The sequence below is a fragment of the Vibrio sp. R10-SF1-ISO8 genome (assembly GCF_059833805.1).
Genome location: NZ_JCBDHL010000021.1, coordinates 1029003 through 1047640, shown reverse-complemented (window position 1 = coordinate 1047640; position 18638 = coordinate 1029003). Strand labels below are relative to the sequence as shown.

9 protein-coding genes are annotated in these 18638 nt (G+C 45.6%); 2 read left to right on the top strand and 7 right to left on the bottom strand.

Annotated elements, in window-relative coordinates:
- Nucleotides 1-179: 179 nt before the first annotated feature.
- The 3 genes from AC6R00_RS22835 to AC6R00_RS22825 form a co-directional block, all read right to left on the bottom strand.
- Nucleotides 180-1433 (bottom strand): carboxynorspermidine synthase, encoded by a 1254-nt coding sequence (locus AC6R00_RS22835; RefSeq protein WP_004748715.1) that lies wholly within the window; start codon nucleotides 1431-1433, stop codon nucleotides 180-182.
- A 15-nt stretch (nucleotides 1434-1448) separates the two neighbouring features.
- Complete coding sequence (locus tag AC6R00_RS22830) at nucleotides 1449-4349, bottom strand: pyridoxal phosphate-dependent class III aminotransferase (protein ID WP_500642059.1); 2901 nt, start codon at nucleotides 4347-4349, stop codon at nucleotides 1449-1451.
- Nucleotides 4350-4893: 544 nt separating this feature from the next.
- The gene (locus AC6R00_RS22825; protein ID WP_500642058.1) at nucleotides 4894-10683 is read right to left on the bottom strand and encodes a VCBS domain-containing protein; all 5790 of its coding nucleotides are present in this window, start codon (nucleotides 10681-10683) and stop codon (nucleotides 4894-4896) included.
- Between the two features lie 288 nt (nucleotides 10684-10971).
- Between AC6R00_RS22825 and AC6R00_RS22820 the strand changes: the two genes are divergently transcribed.
- Both AC6R00_RS22820 and AC6R00_RS22815 read left to right on the top strand, forming a co-directional pair.
- On the top strand, nucleotides 10972-12285 hold the full coding sequence (locus tag AC6R00_RS22820) for a TolC family outer membrane protein (protein ID WP_500642057.1): 1314 nt from the start codon (nucleotides 10972-10974) through the stop codon (nucleotides 12283-12285).
- 34 nt (nucleotides 12286-12319) lie between these two features.
- Nucleotides 12320-12901: an OmpA family protein gene (locus AC6R00_RS22815; RefSeq protein WP_500642233.1), complete on the top strand. Its 582-nt coding sequence runs from the start codon at nucleotides 12320-12322 to the stop codon at nucleotides 12899-12901.
- Nucleotides 12902-12964: 63 nt separating this feature from the next.
- On the opposite strand, the gene nhaA is transcribed toward AC6R00_RS22815, so the two are convergent.
- The 4 genes from nhaA to AC6R00_RS22795 form a co-directional block, all read right to left on the bottom strand.
- Nucleotides 12965-14149: a Na+/H+ antiporter NhaA gene (gene nhaA, locus AC6R00_RS22810; protein ID WP_500642056.1), complete on the bottom strand. Its 1185-nt coding sequence runs from the start codon at nucleotides 14147-14149 to the stop codon at nucleotides 12965-12967.
- 257 nt (nucleotides 14150-14406) lie between these two features.
- Nucleotides 14407-15531, bottom strand: a complete 1125-nt coding sequence (locus AC6R00_RS22805) for a lipocalin-like domain-containing protein (RefSeq protein ID WP_500642055.1) — start codon at nucleotides 15529-15531, stop codon at nucleotides 14407-14409.
- Complete coding sequence (locus AC6R00_RS22800; protein ID WP_500642054.1) at nucleotides 15532-17985, bottom strand: ABC transporter permease; 2454 nt, start codon at nucleotides 17983-17985, stop codon at nucleotides 15532-15534. It lies immediately after the preceding gene.
- Entirely contained in the window at nucleotides 17966-18637 is a 672-nt protein-coding gene (locus tag AC6R00_RS22795; protein WP_500642053.1) for an ABC transporter ATP-binding protein, read from the bottom strand. Before AC6R00_RS22795 ends, AC6R00_RS22800 begins: the two co-directional genes overlap by 20 nt.
- Between the last annotated feature and the right edge of the window lies 1 nt (nucleotide 18638).

Genomic DNA, 18638 nt, shown 5'->3' with positions numbered 1-18638 from the left:
ACTCAAGCTCTAGCTAAAGGTGAAAGAGTAAAACCAAATGGGTTGGCATTGGTAATTTTCAATTTTGTCCTGTCTGAACGAAGTGAGTTACAAAATTAAAATTACTAATGCCCACTTCCTATACCTAAAAAAGGGAACACTGCAGTCCCCTTTTGATACCAAACTAAAAAATTCAGTCGTTACTTTTTAAGTTCGTGAATGACTGGCAGACCTTGACCCGCTTCAAGCTCTTGAACATGCCAATCAAGGCCGATGCTTGGCATTGTTTCTAGGAATGGGTCTGGGTTTAGCTGTTCCATGTTGAACACACCCTTATCCGCCCACTCACCACGGAAGAACTGTAGCGCTGCCGTAATAGCAGGAACACCCGTAGTGTAAGAGATCGCTTGGTGTTCTACATCTTCGTAAGCCACTTCGTGGTCAGCGTTGTTGTAGATAAATACGCTGCGCTCTTTGCCGTCCTTCTTACCTTGTACCCAAGTACCGATACAAGTTAAGCCAGTGTAACCCGGAGCAAGTGAAGTTGGATCTGGAAGCAGTGCCTTCAAAACGTGTAGAGGTTGAACAACCGTACCATCATGCAGTGTTAGTGGGTCTGGGCTAAGCAGACCGATATCACGCATACAGTTAAAGTAGTTTAGGTACTTGTCACCAAAGCCCATCCAAAACTCAATACGTTTCGCAGGGATAAACTCTTTCATCGAACGAACTTCATCGTGCGCCATTGAGTAAACTTTGTGTGTACCACAGTTAGGGAAATCAAACTCAAGCATACGCGAGTGACAAGGCACTTGTTTCCACTCTTCGTTTTCCCAGTAGAAAGAGTCACCCTGAATTTCCAGCATGTTAGTTTCTGGGTCAAAGTTGGTTGCAAACTTCTTACCGTGATCGCCTGCGTTAACGTCCATTACGTCAATCGTATCGATCTCATCAAACAGATGCTTCACCGCGTAAGCAGCAAATACAGATACTACGCCCGGATCGAAACCTGCGCCAAGAATACCGGTAATGCCCGCTTCAGCAAACTTCTCGCGGTAACCCCACTGCCAGTCGTAAGCTTGTGGAACCTGCTGACCTTCAGAACATAGGTCAACCGCCACTGATGTATCTAGGTAGTTTACCTTCGCTTGGTAACACGCTTCCATAATCGCCATGTTTACCCACGGAGGACCCGCGTTGATAACCAGATCAGGTTGCACTTCTTTGATTAGAGCAACTAACGCTTCCACATCATCCGCGTTGACGGCGCGAGCTTCAAGCTTCTTCGAGCTGTCTTTAAGGTTGTTTTTCTTCTGGATAGATTCGATGATCTTTTCACATTTACCGATTGTGCGAGACGCAATAGTAATGTCGCCTAGTACATCGTTGTTTTGCGCTGCTTTGTGCGCTACAACCCAACCGACACCACCTGCACCAATTTGTAAAATAGCCATAGTATTACGTTACCTTTATTTCGCTAGCTCAGAAGCTAAATTTTTGATTTTGTTTAATAGAGACTCAAAGTCAGAAATCTTCAAGCAAGGGTTTAGAATAGTAAATTTAAGCGCCGACTTATCATTCACTACTGTTTCTCCAAGTACGGCAATGCCACGAGTCAGGGCCTGCAGTCTTAAAGTCTTATTCAGTTCATCTAAATCGTTGGTTTGTGAGCCGCAAACTCTAAACAGCACAGTCGATAGTGAAGGCTTTGCGAGTAACTCGAACGCTGAATCACTTTTAATCAGATCTGCCACTTGTTGTGTCTGCTCAAGAAGATGATCATACATTTTGCCCAACGTATCTGGACCCACGCTTTGCATCGTCATAAAAACTTTCAATGCATCAAAACGCTTGGTCGTCGCAATCGACTTATCAACCAAGTTAGGCAGTTCATCATGTTCGCGGTTGAGGTAATCGGCATGATGGAGAAGGAACTTAAAGTTCGCTTTGTCTTTCAGCAGTACTGCGCCACAACTGATTGTTTGATAGAACAACTTATGGAAGTCGACGCTAACTGAATCTGCACGCTCAATACCCTCTAAACGTGACTTATGGCTGCTTAAAATCAACGCGCCGCCGTAGGCACTGTCAACGTGGAACCACAAGGTGTTTTGCTCAGCGATATCAGCAATAGATGTTAAGTCATCAATCGCACCATGATCGGTTGTGCCCGCCGTACCCACTACAGCAAACGGTATTAGGCCCTGCGATTTCAATGCCTCGATTTCAACCTTTAAGGCATCAACCTTGATGGTTCCATTCGGATTGGCATCGACACAACAGACTGAGCTTTCACCCAAGCCAAGCAGTGATGCGGATTTTTGCACGGTAAAGTGAGATTTCTTCGAGCACAGGATACGCAACTTACTCGCGTACTCTGGTAGACCTAGCTTTTGAATCGAATGTGAATCAAGCTTATCGGCAACCCAATCGCGTGCGAGCAGTAAGCCCATCAGGTTACTCTGGGTTCCACCACTGGTGAAAATACCGTCTGCTTGAGCTCCCAACTCATACTTCTCGCACATCCAGTCAATCACTTTCTGTTCAACGTAAGTGGCTGCGGATGCTTGATCCCAAGAGTCCATTGATTGGTTTAGCGCAGCGATCATCGCCTCAGCGACAATCGAAGGCATCAATGGTGGCGTGTGAAGATGCGCAATACAGTCAGGGTGCTGTACGATGATTGAATTCTTGGCAACTAAGTCTGCCGTCTCACCAATCACGTCAATCAACGAAGCGTTTTTATTATCGAGATCAACAGCGTTGATTGCCTGCTCAAGCTGCTTAGGTTCTAAACCAGAATATGGCGCACCAATTTGCTCAAACACCGCTTTCATTTTAGCCGTTGTATGATTCATGACTTTGGCGAACTCGTCGCTGCCAGACTCACCAGTTTGAACGAAATGTTGCTTCCACGCAGCATTGCTCTCTTGTGAATCAAGGTGGCTACCACCCGCGACAATAATCGCTTCTTCAAGTACGCGCAGAGCAAAATCAATTTGCTCGAAAGAGATAATCAATGGCGGTAGGAAACGGATCACGGAACCATCACGTCCACCTTTTTCAACCATCAGACCACGTTCTAAAGCAGCGCGTTGGATTTTCAATGTGAGTTCACCGTCCGAGACAGGCTCACCAAACTTATTCAGGTCATTACCCGGCTTGCGAATTTCAACACCAAGCATCAAACCCTTGCCACGTACTTCTGCGATACAGTTTACACGTGACTGAATCGCTTCGAGACCGTGACGTAGATACTGGCCAGCAATATTGGCGTGCTCAACTAAGTTATCGCGTTGGATAATTTCTAGCGCTTTAGCACCAGAGACCATCGCTAACTGGTTACCACGGAACGTGCCTGTATGCTCGCCCGGTTTCCAGGTGTCGTGCTGCTTGTTAATCACTAGCAACGACATTGGCATACCGCCGCCAATCGCTTTCGACAGACATAGAATATCGGGAACAATGCCTGCTTCTTCGAATGCGAAGTTATAGCCTGATTTACCGACACCACATTGAATCTCATCAAAAATCAGCAAGATTCCATGCTCATCACAGATACGACGTAGTTCTTTCAACCAGAAAGCCGGAGCTGGAACAACCCCACCCTCACCTTGTACAGGTTCAACAACAATCGCCGCAGGCTTCATGATACCCGCTTCGTCATCGTGCAATAGACGTTCAATATAGCGAATGCTTGCTTTTGCCCCTTCGTCGCCACCAAGTCCAAATGGGCAGCGTAAGTTATATGGGAACGGCATAAAGTGAACGTCAGACATTAGGCCAGTTCGACGTTCCTTAGTCCCTAGGTTACCCATCATTCCCATGGTGCCATTTGTCATACCGTGGTATGCACCACGGAAAGCAAACATGGTGTTTCTGCCTGTAGTTTGCTTAGCAAGCTTAATGGCTGCTTCAACGGCGTCTGCACCTGATGGTCCACAAAACTGAATGACACAATCACCGGCCAACTCTTGTGGCAAAAACTCTTTTACGGTTTTGATGAAGTGTGTTTTTGCTTGGGTCGCGATATCAAGCGTTTGGTACGGTAAGCCACTGTCTAGCTGAGCTTTTAGCGCTTGATTGATTTCTGGGTGGTTGTATCCCAACGCCAGAGTGCCTGCGCCAGCGAGACAGTCTAGAAATAACTGACCACGCGTGTCTTCAACAAGCGCACCGTAAGCCTGTTTAATGGCAATTGGCAAACGTCGAGGATAAGAGCGAACTTCAGATTCATGTTGCTCTTGGTCTAGTAGAATCTGATCTGGAGTTAGATCGTAGGTTCCTTCCAAAACTGGAATCTGAGTTGAAAAAGGAGTTGCGATAGCAGTGCTGATCACTGTGTTATCGACTTCAAAGGCTGTGCTCATGATTTAATCCCTTGAAATGTAATTCTTTCCCCTCGTAAGAACAGATTCTAAACTGAGGGTATAGCAAGCCGTAGCGCGAAATATTTAAAAAGCGCATACGAGAAAACGATCCATCATGGATGGATTACATATCGAGAAATTAGATCAAGGTTCAGTAATGCAACTGTCCTGTAAAACAGGGCATTGAGGAAGAACTAAGCTGATTAATGTAGTTTTATTATGTGAGTTCAATGTTGGGTTTCCCATTCACATGCCGCTTAACGACATTAGTATCCCGTCTATCGACAAAAGGACTTGCCGATACCTACCCTACGTGATGCTCACTCAGCCCGAATGTCATCACGCGTATCCCCCAGAATGTCCTTATTGAGACTCCTCTCCGAGATTGCGGCGAAAATTATCATAAATTGAAATCATCTGGCAATAAGTTTTCACACTTGAGTTGAAATAACTTGTACTATTTGCAGATATCATCACCTCATGGAGTGTTGATATAAAAAGAGAGCGAGGTTTTAAGCTCACTCTCTCAATTAAAGCCGATCGGTTAATCTTGTCGCATTACGAGAATGTCATCTAGATTATCCATTAGGTGCGCTGCAGAAATGCCTTCAAACTCTATCGTCACAGAGCGTCCACTATCAGAAGGTGACGTCACCACCATGGTAGCGCTTGACGCATCGCCAGTTATCTCTATTTCATCGTCAATGAAATCAGAAATCTCTAGTTCAGACGGGCTATCGAGTAGATCAGAGAAGTCCAGCTTGTCATCCTCAACGCTAAAGTCTTTAACGGTATCGGTTGAACCATCAATATCTTCATCCAACCATTTGAAGGTATCTTCACCGGCTCCACCCATTAGGGTATCGCTTCCTTGGCCTCCCATTAATACGTCATTACCACCTTGACCATAAAGAACATCATCTCCCATCAACCCACTGAGTACATCATCACCGCCTCGAGGTTCATCATACAAGCGGTACACATCGTGGTTTTCAGAGATAAACTCATTGATCAATTCTTGGCTTGGCTCGCTACCATTCACTAATGTCAGCAACTCGATCAGTCCACCTAGATTCTCCAGACCATCTATGGAGTCAGGCTGCTCTGGGTAATCGCCTTCGCCCCAAGGAAGGTTTGCGGTATTAATTGCATCACCGATAATGATGTCTGCGCCACAACCGCCTTCTAAATGATCGTCGGTCATCTCTCTAAACTCGGAGTGAGTCGTTTCACCGATTAGCGCAGCGGTTAACTCACTACCAGAGGTAACCACATCGACTTCCCCTAAAGGTACGTCATACTCTTCAGTAATTTGAATTCTCGCATCGAGATCGATAGCATCTCTTCGGTCATTCGTGACGTTATCTAATGTCATTGTAATACGATAAGTACCCGGTTCTGAAAGTTCTAGCGAGGTATCAGACCGTGAGCTGTTTGGCCCATTGACGACTGACCAACCGGGGCCATCTTGTTTCTCAATTGACCACGAGAACTCATCTCGACTTCCAAGCCCAGCTACAACGGTAAAGTCCATATCGATATCAGCAGTTTGCCCACTTGTCAGTGTTACCGGTTCTCCTCTTACGGTTTCTGCTGCCTCATTTCTTCGGACATCAACAGATAGCTCTTGAGTAACATCTGAAATCGGTTTGGTTTGCGTTGAAAACTCGCCTGAAACCACATCTGAGTTATCAAACATTCTTAAAAGCTCAGTCTCACTGCTGCCAGTGGCAATACCAATCGCCCTAACATGAGAGATGTCAGCAACTGGCCCATAGGCATCCAGCGCCTTGCTGATGTCCAATGGGTCAGTACTGCCGCCACTACTGGAGTCATCACCAATATAGGTCGTCGGTTTACCATCAGATAGGAACAAGGTGATGTTTTCAGCATCAGGTTCACTATCTAAGCCTGAGAACCAGTCTGAGGCACGAGTAAACGCTGCTTCATAGTTTGTTGAGCCACCTGCATCCAATGCAAGAATCGCGGACTCTAATCCGCCCCAATTGTCAGCGGTAAGATCCTCAATTGGCACCGCAAGTGACGCACTAGACGAAAAGCTGATGAAGTTGAGATTAATCGTTCCTTCGTGATTCTCTATACCTTCGATAAAGTTGATTATCGAGTCTTTCATCACTTCTAAGCGGCTCTTACCGTCATCAAACAATGACCTCATACTACCTGACACGTCGGCTAATATGGCAATATTGTAATCGACTGCTGGGACAACGGTTGTTAGTCGTCCGCCAATGTCGCCATACATGACTTGGTCTTCATCCTCACAAACGTCTTTCTCTTTAAGAACAACTTCAACATCGGTGGTTTTCACCCTACCTAACCCCGTAACTTCAGTGGCAGTAACCACGAGGTTGTGCATATTCGCTTCAAGTTCAAAGTCATTGGTATAGGCGTTGACACCTGCTGGCGTAAGACTTATATCACCGCTATTCGGATCTATCTCAAACAGTGGCTTATCGGCATCATTAAACACATTTGCCTTAATGCTGTAAGTGACGTTTTCGCCATCTGCGTCAGTGGCATTGACCTTGCCTATCACATGGCTGTCGGTGGAATTTTCTTCGTATTCGAAGTTGTAAGAGCCATCATCCGTATCATTAAAGATCGGCTTGTTATCATCGACGTTGATTTCATCAAGGTGTACAGTTACAAAACTCGATTTGGTAGGCCCAAATCCAGGTTCCTCTGTTGCCCTAACCACAATAGTGTGCTTATTGCTAGCTAACTCGAAATCATTGGTAAAAGCCTCAACCCCTTCTTCAGTCAACGTGATTTCACCAGTATTAGGATCAATTTCAAAAAGTGGTTCTCTTTCATCATTGAACACATTTCTCGCTATTGCATAGGTAACCCGCTCACCATCGGCATCCCTTGCTCTAACCTGGCCTAACACGTCGTCACCATCGCGATTTTCACGGTACGAGAACTCGTATTCACCATCTCTGTTGGTATCTTTAAAGTCAGGGCGGTTATCATCTCGGTTCAACTCGCGAAGGTTAACCGTCACCTCAGTTGATTTAACGGGACCAAAACCTGGGTCTTCTGTCGCGGTGACCTTAATTTCATGGCGATTGCTTCGCCACTCATAATCATTGGCAAAAGAGAAAACACCTGCGCGAGTTAAAGTAATCTCTCCGCTATTTGGATCAATCTCAAACAGTGGACGACCAAAACGGTTATGTATGTTTTCACTAATGCTGTATGTAACGTTTTCACCATCAGCATCACTCGCTTTCACTGTACCTAAAACGTCATCCCAATCCCTATTTTCTCTATATTCAAAGTCATACTCGCCTCTGCGGTTAGTCTCTTCAAAAATAGGTTTATTATCATCCCTGTTCTTTTCGCTAAGGTTGACCACGACATTAGTCGATTTTTGTGGCCCTAAACCCGGTTCTTCTGTTGCGGTAACGACAATTTCGTGGTCATTACTACGTTGCTCGTAATCATTAGCAAATGAACGAACACCCGCTCGGGTAAGGGTAATTTCCCCCGTACTAGAGTCTATTTCATAGATTGCGCGACCATCCGGATCAGTAATGTTTCTGCTAATGCTGTAAGTCACTGCCTCACCATCGGCATCGCTTGCCGAGACCCTGCCAAGAACGTGGTTACCACCCCTATTTTCGAAATAAGAGAAGTTATATTCTCCATCTTTCCCGGTGTCTTCGAACTCAGGGCGGTTATCATCACGATTCACTTCTTTGAGCGTCACATTGACGTCTGTGGTTTTAACCGGACCAAGTCCTTCATCTTCAGTCGCTCGGACAATAATGCGATGTACATTGGCGTCTCGCTCAAAATCATTAGCAAATGATCGTGCTCCCGCTTCAGTGAGACTTATCTCGCCGCTTATTGGGTCTATTTCAAACAAAGAGTCAAAGTTTCGATTGTAGACATTATCCACAATACTATAGGTAACCCGCTCTCCATCCGCATCGGAGGCGAAAACCGTACCTAACACATCGTCTTCAGAGGCATTCTCACGGTAACGGAATCGGTATTCGCCATCCCACTCTCTTTCATCAACAGTGAGTATATTAATGTCAGGTTGTTGGGGTGTTTCTTCTTGAGGTGGTTCAGGGTAGAAGATTGGCGCGTTATCATCGAGGTTTATTTCACTTAGCTGAACGTTGACGTCAGTGGTCTTAACCGGACCTAATCCTTCGACTTCTGTCGCTCTTACCACTAAGTTATGAACATTGGCAGCAAGCTCAAAGTCATTGGTAAACGCAGCCACGCCTGCTGCGGTTAAGCTAATTTCACCGGTAGTAGGATTGATTTCGAAATAGTCGCCACCTTCTCCAGAAACGTTAGTTTCAATGCTATAAGTGACACTTTCTCCATCAGCATCGGTCGCCGATACCGTGCCTATGACATAGGCATCGGTAGAATTTTCATCGTAGCTAAACGCATAGCCGCCTTCTTCGCCATTTTGGTCTTGGAAGATTGGCGCATTATCATCAAGGTTTATTTCACTTAGCTGAACGTTAACGTCAGTGGTCTTAACCGGACCTAATCCTTCGACTTCCGTCGCTCTCACCACTAAATTATGTATATTCGCAGCAAGCTCAAAGTCATTGGTAAACGCAGCCACACCTGCTGCGGTTAAGCTAATCTCACCGCTAGTAGGGTTGATTTCAAAGTAATCCTCACCCTCGCCAGAAACATTAGTTTCAATGCTATAGGTGACACTTTCTCCATCAGCATCCGTCGCCGATACCGTACCTATGACATAGGCATCGGTGGAGTTTTCATCGTAGCTGAACGCATAACCGCCTTCTTTTCCATTTTGCTCTTGGAAGATAGGGGCATTATCATCGAGGTTTATTTCACTTAGCTGGACGTTGACGTCAGTGGTCTTAACCGGACCTAATCCTTCGACTTCTGTCGCTCTTACCACCAAGTTGTGAACATTCGCAGCGAGCTCAAAGTCATTGGTAAACGCAGCCACGCCTGCTGCGGTTAAGCTAATTTCACCAGTCGTCGGGTTAATTTCGAAATATTCGCCTCCCTCGCCAGAAACGTTAGTTTCAATGCTATAAGTGACACTTTCTCCATCAGCATCCGTTGCCGATACCGTACCTATAACATAGGCATCGGTAGAATTTTCATCGTAGCTAAACGTATAGCCGCCTTCTTCGCCATTCTGATCTTGGAAGATTGGCGCATTATCATCCGCATTAACTTCATTAAAGAAAACATCAACGTCTACAGACTGAGGAGCACCGATACCATCACCTTCTGTCACCGTAACAACAATTTGGTGAGCGTTGGCAAGAGTTTCAAAATCATTCACAAATGAGGCTGCACCCGCATCAGTGAGGCTGATCACTCCCGTATCGGGATCAATCTGGAATATATCTGCACCTTCTCCGTCCTGAAGGTTGGTTGAAATACTATAGATTAAAACGTCATTATCAGGGTCTACGGCCTCAACTTGACCAATCGGACTGCCTGCTGCGGTATTTTCCTGCAAATCAAAGATGTAGGCGCCATCTTCAAATGCAAAAGTTGAAAACTGCTCATCTTCTCCACCGCCACCACCAGGAACAAAGTCGTCTGTCGCCACAAATTGTGGAAGATCATTGGTACCGTTAATTGTGACCGTGACACTTCCGACTGTGCCGTCAGTAGATGCAATAGGGAATACGTCAACGATAGAATCACCGATATTGAGTTCATCAAAAGCGCTGTTCGCTACATAGGTCCAATTACCATCGGCATCAATAGAAAAAGTACCGTTATCACCCGCGACACCGTCTTGAGGCAAGAAGGTTGGGACATCAGTTTCGGTTGCAACCACTGTACCTGTAATTACCCAAGGAACATCTGTCTCAAAGACGGTAACTGCATCATCTCCAACAAAAACCGCCTGAGCGACTAGATCAAGTAGTGCTAAACTTTGTGTTTGTGACAATCCTTGTGACTCTAACCCAGATGTATCAAACGATGTTTCTGCAATGGTCTCCGTCCCGATTCGTTCGATATCACCCGTACCAGTAGGGCTTGATCCGTTTTGTCCACCCGCGGCAGTTGCAAAATCTTCATTTTGAGTCGGGTCGACACCTTCTTCAATCTGCTCGATGATTGAAGCTATCTCATTGTCTAAGTTGAGGTCTAAGTTTTGATCGTCTCCGACAAGCTGCGCTTCTATTTGTGGTTCTGTCGCAGCTGTCGCACCTTGACCTAATACAACAATGACCTCACCTGGTCCGGGTACTTCACCCGGCACTAGCTCTCTTATTTCACCATTAATGTCAATTACTACTGTTGTACTAGCCAACATAAACGGTGTTAGACTTTTCGCATTCATAACCAATTTCCCACTTCAGCGTATAAGCCCCCCCACCCCCAATTTCAGGTGTTAAAACTTTCGCGTACTCCCACACCTTATAAAGCTAGACGCCGCACTATTGACATTCTAGTAAATAACAAAAAAGTCCATGCGAAAGTTTATAAGTTACTAATAAATAAACGGGGTAATTTCGCACAAAGATTCTCACTTTTGGAATACGTCAGCTAAGCTTTTGGTACTTACTGTAGGGGTGTCGTACTCCTACGATAATTGACTATTGACTTAGCGGATATTAAGGAGGCTCCCTTGAACCTGAAAAAGTCACTTATAGCTAGCTGTGTGGTTCTCGCGAGCTTTACTGCTTACTCGCAAACTCTGGAACAAGCAGTCGCCATCACACTCGCCACTAACCCCGAACTAAAAAGTACGTTCAATGAGTTTAAGAGTGCAGTGAAGCAAGCTGATGCATCGACTGGTGCATATCTGCCGAGTTTGGACTTGGATGCAGGTATAGGCTACGAGGGGATTGACCCTGCCAATTCGACAGGGAGAAACGATACAGACCTTACGAGAAAAGAAGCGACACTTAGCCTGACTCAATTGCTTTGGGACGGCAATGCGACGCTAAATGATATGGATAGAACCGCGGCTGATGCCGAATCTGTCCGCTACCAACTACTCGCTGACGCCTCTGATCTCGCACTGCAAGTCACTCAAGTCTATCTAGACGCGGTGAAGGCCACCGAAATTCTTGCTCTCTCGGAAAGCAACTTAGCCGTTCACAAAGAGATTTACCGCGATATTCAGCGACGAGCCCAATCAGGCATTGGTTCGACTGCTGATGTGTCACAAGTAGAGGCAAGGATTGCTAAGGCTCACGGTAATCTACTCGCTGCACAGAATAACTTGGTCGATACCCATACTCAGTTCACGCGTCTAGTCGGACAACAGCCATTGGGATTAATCTACCCAAGAGCGGATGAGACTAAACTGCCTCTCTCTTTGCAAGATGCCCTCGTTGATGCCTTCGAGAAACATCCTGTCATTAAAGTCTCGATGGTTGATGTGGACTCAGCGCGTTTTCAATACAAACAGTCAAAAGGAAACTATTACCCTACCTTCTCAATTGAAGCGAGTCAGACATGGCGAGATGATGCTGGTGGCGACAGAGGTCGCAGTGAAGAAACTCTAGCTATGCTTCGAATGCGCTACAACCTATACAATGGTGGCTCTGACAGTGACCTCTCGGAACGAGCCGCTTACCAACTCAATCAAGCGAAAGACTTACGTGATAACGCTTATCGCCAAGTTGAAGAAAGCCTTCGCTTGTCTTGGAGTGCATTAGACCTCACCTTGCAACAAAAGAACTTCCTCGCTGACCATGTAGATTCTGCCTCTGAAACTGTCATTGCCTACGAAAAACAATATCGAATTGGCCAACGAACCTTACTTGACTTGCTCAATACAGAAAACGAGTTGTTTGAAGCTAGGAAAGACTACTTAGACGCACACTATGCTGAACAATACGCCAAGTATCGCGTGATGAACGCAACTGGCAACCTACTCGATGCGCTGCTAGTAGATACGCCTGAAGAGTGGACTGAGCGAGTGGAGTATTAATATGAAAGTTAAACAGTTTATCCCATTTACCCTTATGGCTTTCATTCCTATTAGTACGGTGATCGCCGATGATGAGTATGACTACATCGAAACACCTGTTGCTAACCAAATCTCTGACCTTACCGATGATGACAGAGATGGTGTGGTCAATGCTCGTGATATCTGCCCTGGTACACCGACGGGCGCGCAGGTAGACAATGAAGGCTGTGGTGCAGCCCTGTTTGAAGAAGAGGAGCGCCAGCTTCGTATCTTATTTGCCAATGACTCTTATGAAATAAATCCTATTTTCTCAGATCAGATTCAAACAATGGCTGAGTTTTTAGAGCGCTATAAGTCGGCCTCAATTCAAATTCAGGGCTACGCGAGTAAAATCGGTACCCCTGAGTACAACTTAGAGCTATCAAAGAAACGCGCGCATGCAGTTGAAGACGAACTACTTTCCTATGGAACCGAACCTAGCAGAGTTACCATCGTTGGATATGGAGAAACAAGGCTTGAATCGGAGGGTGAAGATGAAACTTCACATGCATTAAACCGTCGTGTAACTGCAACGGTAGTAGGTTTGAAAGAAGAGGTGATCGAAGAGTGGACTATTTTTACCGTTATCGAAAAATAACTTATCCACTCGATACAAAAAGCGCCCGTTGTAGGGCGCTTTCTAATTACTGTTGTTTGGTCTTTAGTGCTGAGATTTGACCTGTGCGTTACTCTCAACACTTACGCTCTTCTTTGGCAGCGAGATATGCAGTAAGAAGTAACCTAGCAGGGCGGCTGTCGTCGAGCCCATCAAGATACCCAATCGAGCATAAGTATCAAACTCTGCGTTCACTTGACCGAAAGCCAGTGACGAGATGAAGATAGACATCGTAAAGCCGATACCACACAGGACGGATACTGCAAAGATATGACGGAAAGTAATACCTTCAGGCAGTTTAGCTACACCTGATTTCACAGCAAGCCAACTAAATGAGTAGATACCAAGCGGTTTACCAACCAATAGACCAAGCGCGATACCTAGAGGCAGCATCGAAGTCAAACCGTCCATCGACACGCCTTCTAACGAAATACCTGCGTTAGCGAATGCGAATAATGGAAGAATACCAAACGCTACGTATGGGTGTAGTGCGTGCTCCATATGCTTAAGTGGTGAATGCTCGCCTTTATTACCTTTTAAAGGAATTGCGAAACCAATAACCACGCCTGCTAACGTTGCGTGAACACCCGATTTCAATACTGCAAACCACAAGATCGCACCAACAATTATATACGGCGTGAGCTTAGTCACCTTCTTAGCGTTGAGCATGAACAGTGCCGCGGTCATCGCAAAGCCAACCGCCAATGCAGTAGTAGATAGGTCACCTGTATAGAACAGGGCAATAATAACGACTACACCTAAGTCATCAATAATCGCCAGAGCAAGTAAGAACACTTTCAGGCTCACAGGTACGCGCTTACCAAGAAGCGCCATGATACCCAATGCAAAAGCAATGTCAGTTGCAGCAGGAATTGCCCAACCTTGAACCGCTTGCGCGTCACCATAGTTGAACATCAAGTAAACCAACGCCGGCGCAACCATTCCGCCAACCGCAGCAATCGCTGGGAAGATAGCGGTTTCTTTTGATTTTAGAGCGCCTTCAAGTAGCTCACGCTTAACTTCAAGACCAATCAATAAGAAGAAGACTGCCATCAAACCATCGTTGATCCAGTGTGAAACCGACATACCAAACACATAAGTGTGTAAAAACCCTTGGTACGCATCGTTAAGAGAGGTGTTTGCGATTGTCATAGCGATTGCAGCAGCAATAACTAGTAGAATGCCTCCGGCAGATTCTAGTTTGAAAAAATCGCGAATAATATCACTCATGATATTGTCCTTATATTTATTATGTTAATAAGCGATTAACAATGAATACAGTTGAGTTTATAGAGTTGGCTACATCAGGAAAAATCGATTGTTTAGATTATATCTTTCGGTTTTTCCGATACACACTTTTAAAAGTTCACCTCATTTCTCTGTTTCATTATAGGCAAAGTATCGGAAATTCCACATAAAATACAAAAAGCCACTTCTCATCAGATAAGAAGTGGCTTTTATATCACAGAGCTCAACGCTCCTTTGACTCAATACCCAGTCAGTTGCATAAAACCTTGGGCGTTATGACTGCCTGTGGTAGTTATTGGTCCTTCCCAATATGGCAGCACAAACGGTAACCATAAGTTGTTGTTCATAGCTTGAGTTTCGAGACTGATCGACAAGTGAGGAATATTGATCATCCAACTCATTGGAATGATTTTACCATTTGCTAGTACTTCTTCTTTCAGCGGCAACACTTCGATATCTTCGTTATACAGGGTTACGACTTTCCCATCGTTGGTGGCTAACGTACCAAACACATAAGGCAGTTGGCTGTCGTGACGGTAACGGTTGATTGAAAGTGTGGTTTCATCATCCAAGTGGAACACAAACCAATCCCAGCCCTGTTGGTCTTCAGCAAGTAACCCGCTACCCCACTCTTTGCTCATCCATCCAGTGCCCTTAACATCAATCACATTATGGGGAGCTAGTTCTAACTGGCCTTCAACGGCTAGAAATGGTGCTGTTAAGTTATGTGAGGCAATAGGCAGTAAGTCATGTTTGACCACATACCCACGCTCTCTAGGAATTACAAATGGACCACGTGTTATCGCCTTTAAACGCACTTTAAACGTATCTGTCTGCGCGTCTAATAGTCCTGGAAACGGAGTACGGCCTAGTGAGCGCCAGAACCAATTGTCTATCCAGAGACGGAATGGCTTGGACGTCATTCCTGCCTGTCCAATTCCGCCACGAGCGACACGTTGCTCGCGCCATACTTTATCTTTATTGGAAACGACAACATGAGAAATAAAAAGTTGAGGGCTTAGCCAACCCGACATATTGCTATCGTTGGACGCTATTCTAAAGTAGCTCCACTGAATACCGTATTTTTCTCCATGTTGATCTTCAACATTAGCGAAAAAATGCCACCAGCCATGCTGATACTCATTGTGGAATGCAAAGTCACGTGGAATAACAACAGGATTATCGGGTAGAACAGGCTCAAACACCTGAGTCGGCTTAGAGACCAAAACTGAGCTAACTTCGCTTGTTCGCGCCACATTATTTTTGCTAGTGACGTTGTATTCATGCAGTGCGACTAGCGCAAACGCACCTAAAGCCAACGTGATGAACAACACCACAAGTATTCTTTTACTTCTGCTGCTCATCTATAGCGAATCTCTTAATGATTTCATCGGCGTGTTACGAACCATTCTTAACACTGGAATAGCACCTGCGACCATCAATGAAAGCATGGCTAAAGCGCCAGAATGTAGATATTCCGTCGGAATAAATTGAACCTCTAAGGTCCAACCAAAAGATTGTTTAATGACGATATCAACCACTAAGTTCGCTAGTGCTAATCCTAACGGCATGGCAATGAGCATCGCTATTGCTCCAAACACAAACAGCTGCAAACCGCCCATCAAAATCAACTCTCTTCCAGACATACCTAAGCAGCGCAGCAAAGAAATATGCTTTTGTCGTGAGACCTCACCAGCAACAGTCGCAAAGAAAATGCCAAACACGGCAATCACAAGCGTAATGTTACCTAGGGTATCTGCGATAGAGAAAGTGCGATCAAAAACTCTCATCGCCTGACTATGAATATGACTGTTGTCAAAAATTCGTTCGGCATCGAGCCTGAAGATAGTCTCTAGACGCCGTTTGAGACCAATCGGGTTTACACCGTCATTCAAGACAGCACCGAGGGCAACAGAGCCACTTCCAGCAAAGGCATAAAGCCAATTGCGATGGGACAACAAGACTTGATTGTACGGATTACCATAGTCGTAATAGACGCCTACAACCTGCCAACCGGAACCGAGTTTACCGGTTAAGTCGATGTAATCACCGGGGCGAATACCAAGTTTCAGGGCCATAGATTCACTGATCATCACCCCTTTTGAATGATGCAGATGATACCAATAGTTAGGAATACCCAATTTAACCGTCAGGGCATCAAGCTCCCCTTCTGATGCTCCAGTGCTGACGACTTGTAACGCACCTTTGTCGGTCGATATATCCTTTTCCCAGCGCCACCATACTGAGTCCACTTCCGGCTGTTTGGTTAGCCAAGTGCTCATGCGCGCCGCTGCACTATTATTTGGGTAGATGTATAAGTCCGCCGCTAATCGCTGAGTTAACCATTTATCCGTTGTATCTCGGAAGCTGCCAACCATAGTCTCTACACCAATATTGGCTGCCATTGCTAACATAAACGCCATGGTCGCAACGCCACGGTAACTCATGCTCGCCGCCGCGTCAGCAAAGAACCAACGTACCTTCACCCAACGCAAAGAGTAGGACAAGCTTTCAAACACTTTCCAGATAATATAAGGCGTAAAGAGCGCCACACTCAGCAGCATTAATGCAATAATTGCAAAGCCTGTCTCTTGAGTTTGCGGAGCTTGGTAAAGAGCAATCGCTGCCACGCAACATGCACAAGCAATCAGCGCTTGAATGGTAAACTCAGCGCCAGCAAATCGAACCAGAGATAATCGAGTCGTCAATCGGCTTGGTTGAGATCGTAGCAAGCGAACTAAAGGCCAAGCGCAAGCCACTATCGCTCCTGCTAACGAAAGATAAAAGCTATATAGGCTCGAACGCCAGTCCCAAGCTATCGACAACCCAATATTGGTATCATACAAGTCACCTAAGCTGGCAGATACCGTTGGTATCAGCTGATTAGCCAGTAACATGCCTAAAATATTGCCGCATAACCAACCAACAAAGACTAGTGCAAACAGTTCAAGCAGCAACGCCTGTGCTAACTGCCAACCCGACACTCCCATCTGCCTGAGGTTACCAACTAGAGGCTGACGCTGCGTAAGAGTCATCGACATGGCTTGATAGAAGATAAACAACCCGACTAAGAATGCCAGCATCCCCATTGCACTCAAGTTCAAATGGAACGCTTCTGTTAGTGATTCTAGTTCAGCACGAGAGCTTCGACTCAGCACCATGCCATTGGGCAACACAGACTTCAATCTGGCGATTTTCTCTCGGGGCATATCCGCACAAGCGATCACCGAAATTCCCGAGCTACGTTCGATCATCCTGAGTAAAGACATATCCGCGACAATACGTGTACCGTTCAATCGCCTTTCGGTATCAATACTAATAGGACCAAGAGCACTGCCATCGTTTAATCGGATAAAGTCGCCATTGTTCCATTTCATATGCAGCGCGAGATCAGAGCTGACCAGCACAGGGAATGGCGGCTTCATTAGTGCAAGAGAAGAAATGTCATCGAGCAAAGAGCCAGATTCAAACTCGATCATCGCAACAGGATCGATACCAACCAACATTAAGTCGGTTCCGTTGGCCGTCCTTATGCGTAAACTTTCAAATGGCGCACATTGGTGAAAGCCATCTCGGCGCAATTGAACATAGAAGCCTTGAGGGATCTTGTTTGCTGCGTGCTTGGGACGAATTCGGTAAGGAAGAGGATTAGAGAAGAGCTTTTCGCCATGTTCATAGCTCTGACGGGCATGGCTATTGATTGAGCTAACACCTACAAGAAGAGAAACACCTAAAGTAAGACCAAGCCAAACTAGAATGATTTGAAAAGGATAACGTCTGTAATGACCAAGTAGCGCTTTAACTACGGGCCATAACATGAAGCTGTCCTCCTTGTAGCCTTATTTTCCCTTCCATATGTTCCGCTACACGTTCACTGTGCGTTACTAAAAGTAGGGTACAATCGAGCTGTTTGGTCAACGTGGTTAGAAGGCGCATCACCGCTTCGGCGTTGCGTTCATCTAAGCTACCTGTTGGTTCGTCTGCCAATAGAATCTTTGGTTCCATGTATAGCGCACGTGCAATGGCTGCCCTTTGCTGCTGACCACCAGACACCTCTTCTGGATAGCGACCCAATAGAGGCATCAGATCAAGTGCAGAGAGAATTTGTCGCCAAAGCCCAGAATCTTCAGGAAGACCTTTGAGCTGCCGACAAAAGCGAATGTTGTCGGCAATATTTAGGGTAGGAAGAAGGTTAAACTGCTGAAAGATGAGACCAATATTGTTTCGACGATAGGCAGTACGTTTGGTTTCCGCGACTTCATGCATTGAGAACTTAGGGAACACAACCTCACCAGAGTCTACGGTATCTAAGCCGGCAATCAAGTTAAGCAAAGTACTCTTTCCAGAGCCACTCTCCCCCATTAACGCAATCTGTTCACCTTGCTTTAATGACAACTCAGCACCTTGTAAAACGGGGTGAAACTCACCGCCATCTACATAGCCCTTACATAGGTCTGTTAGTTGTAACATC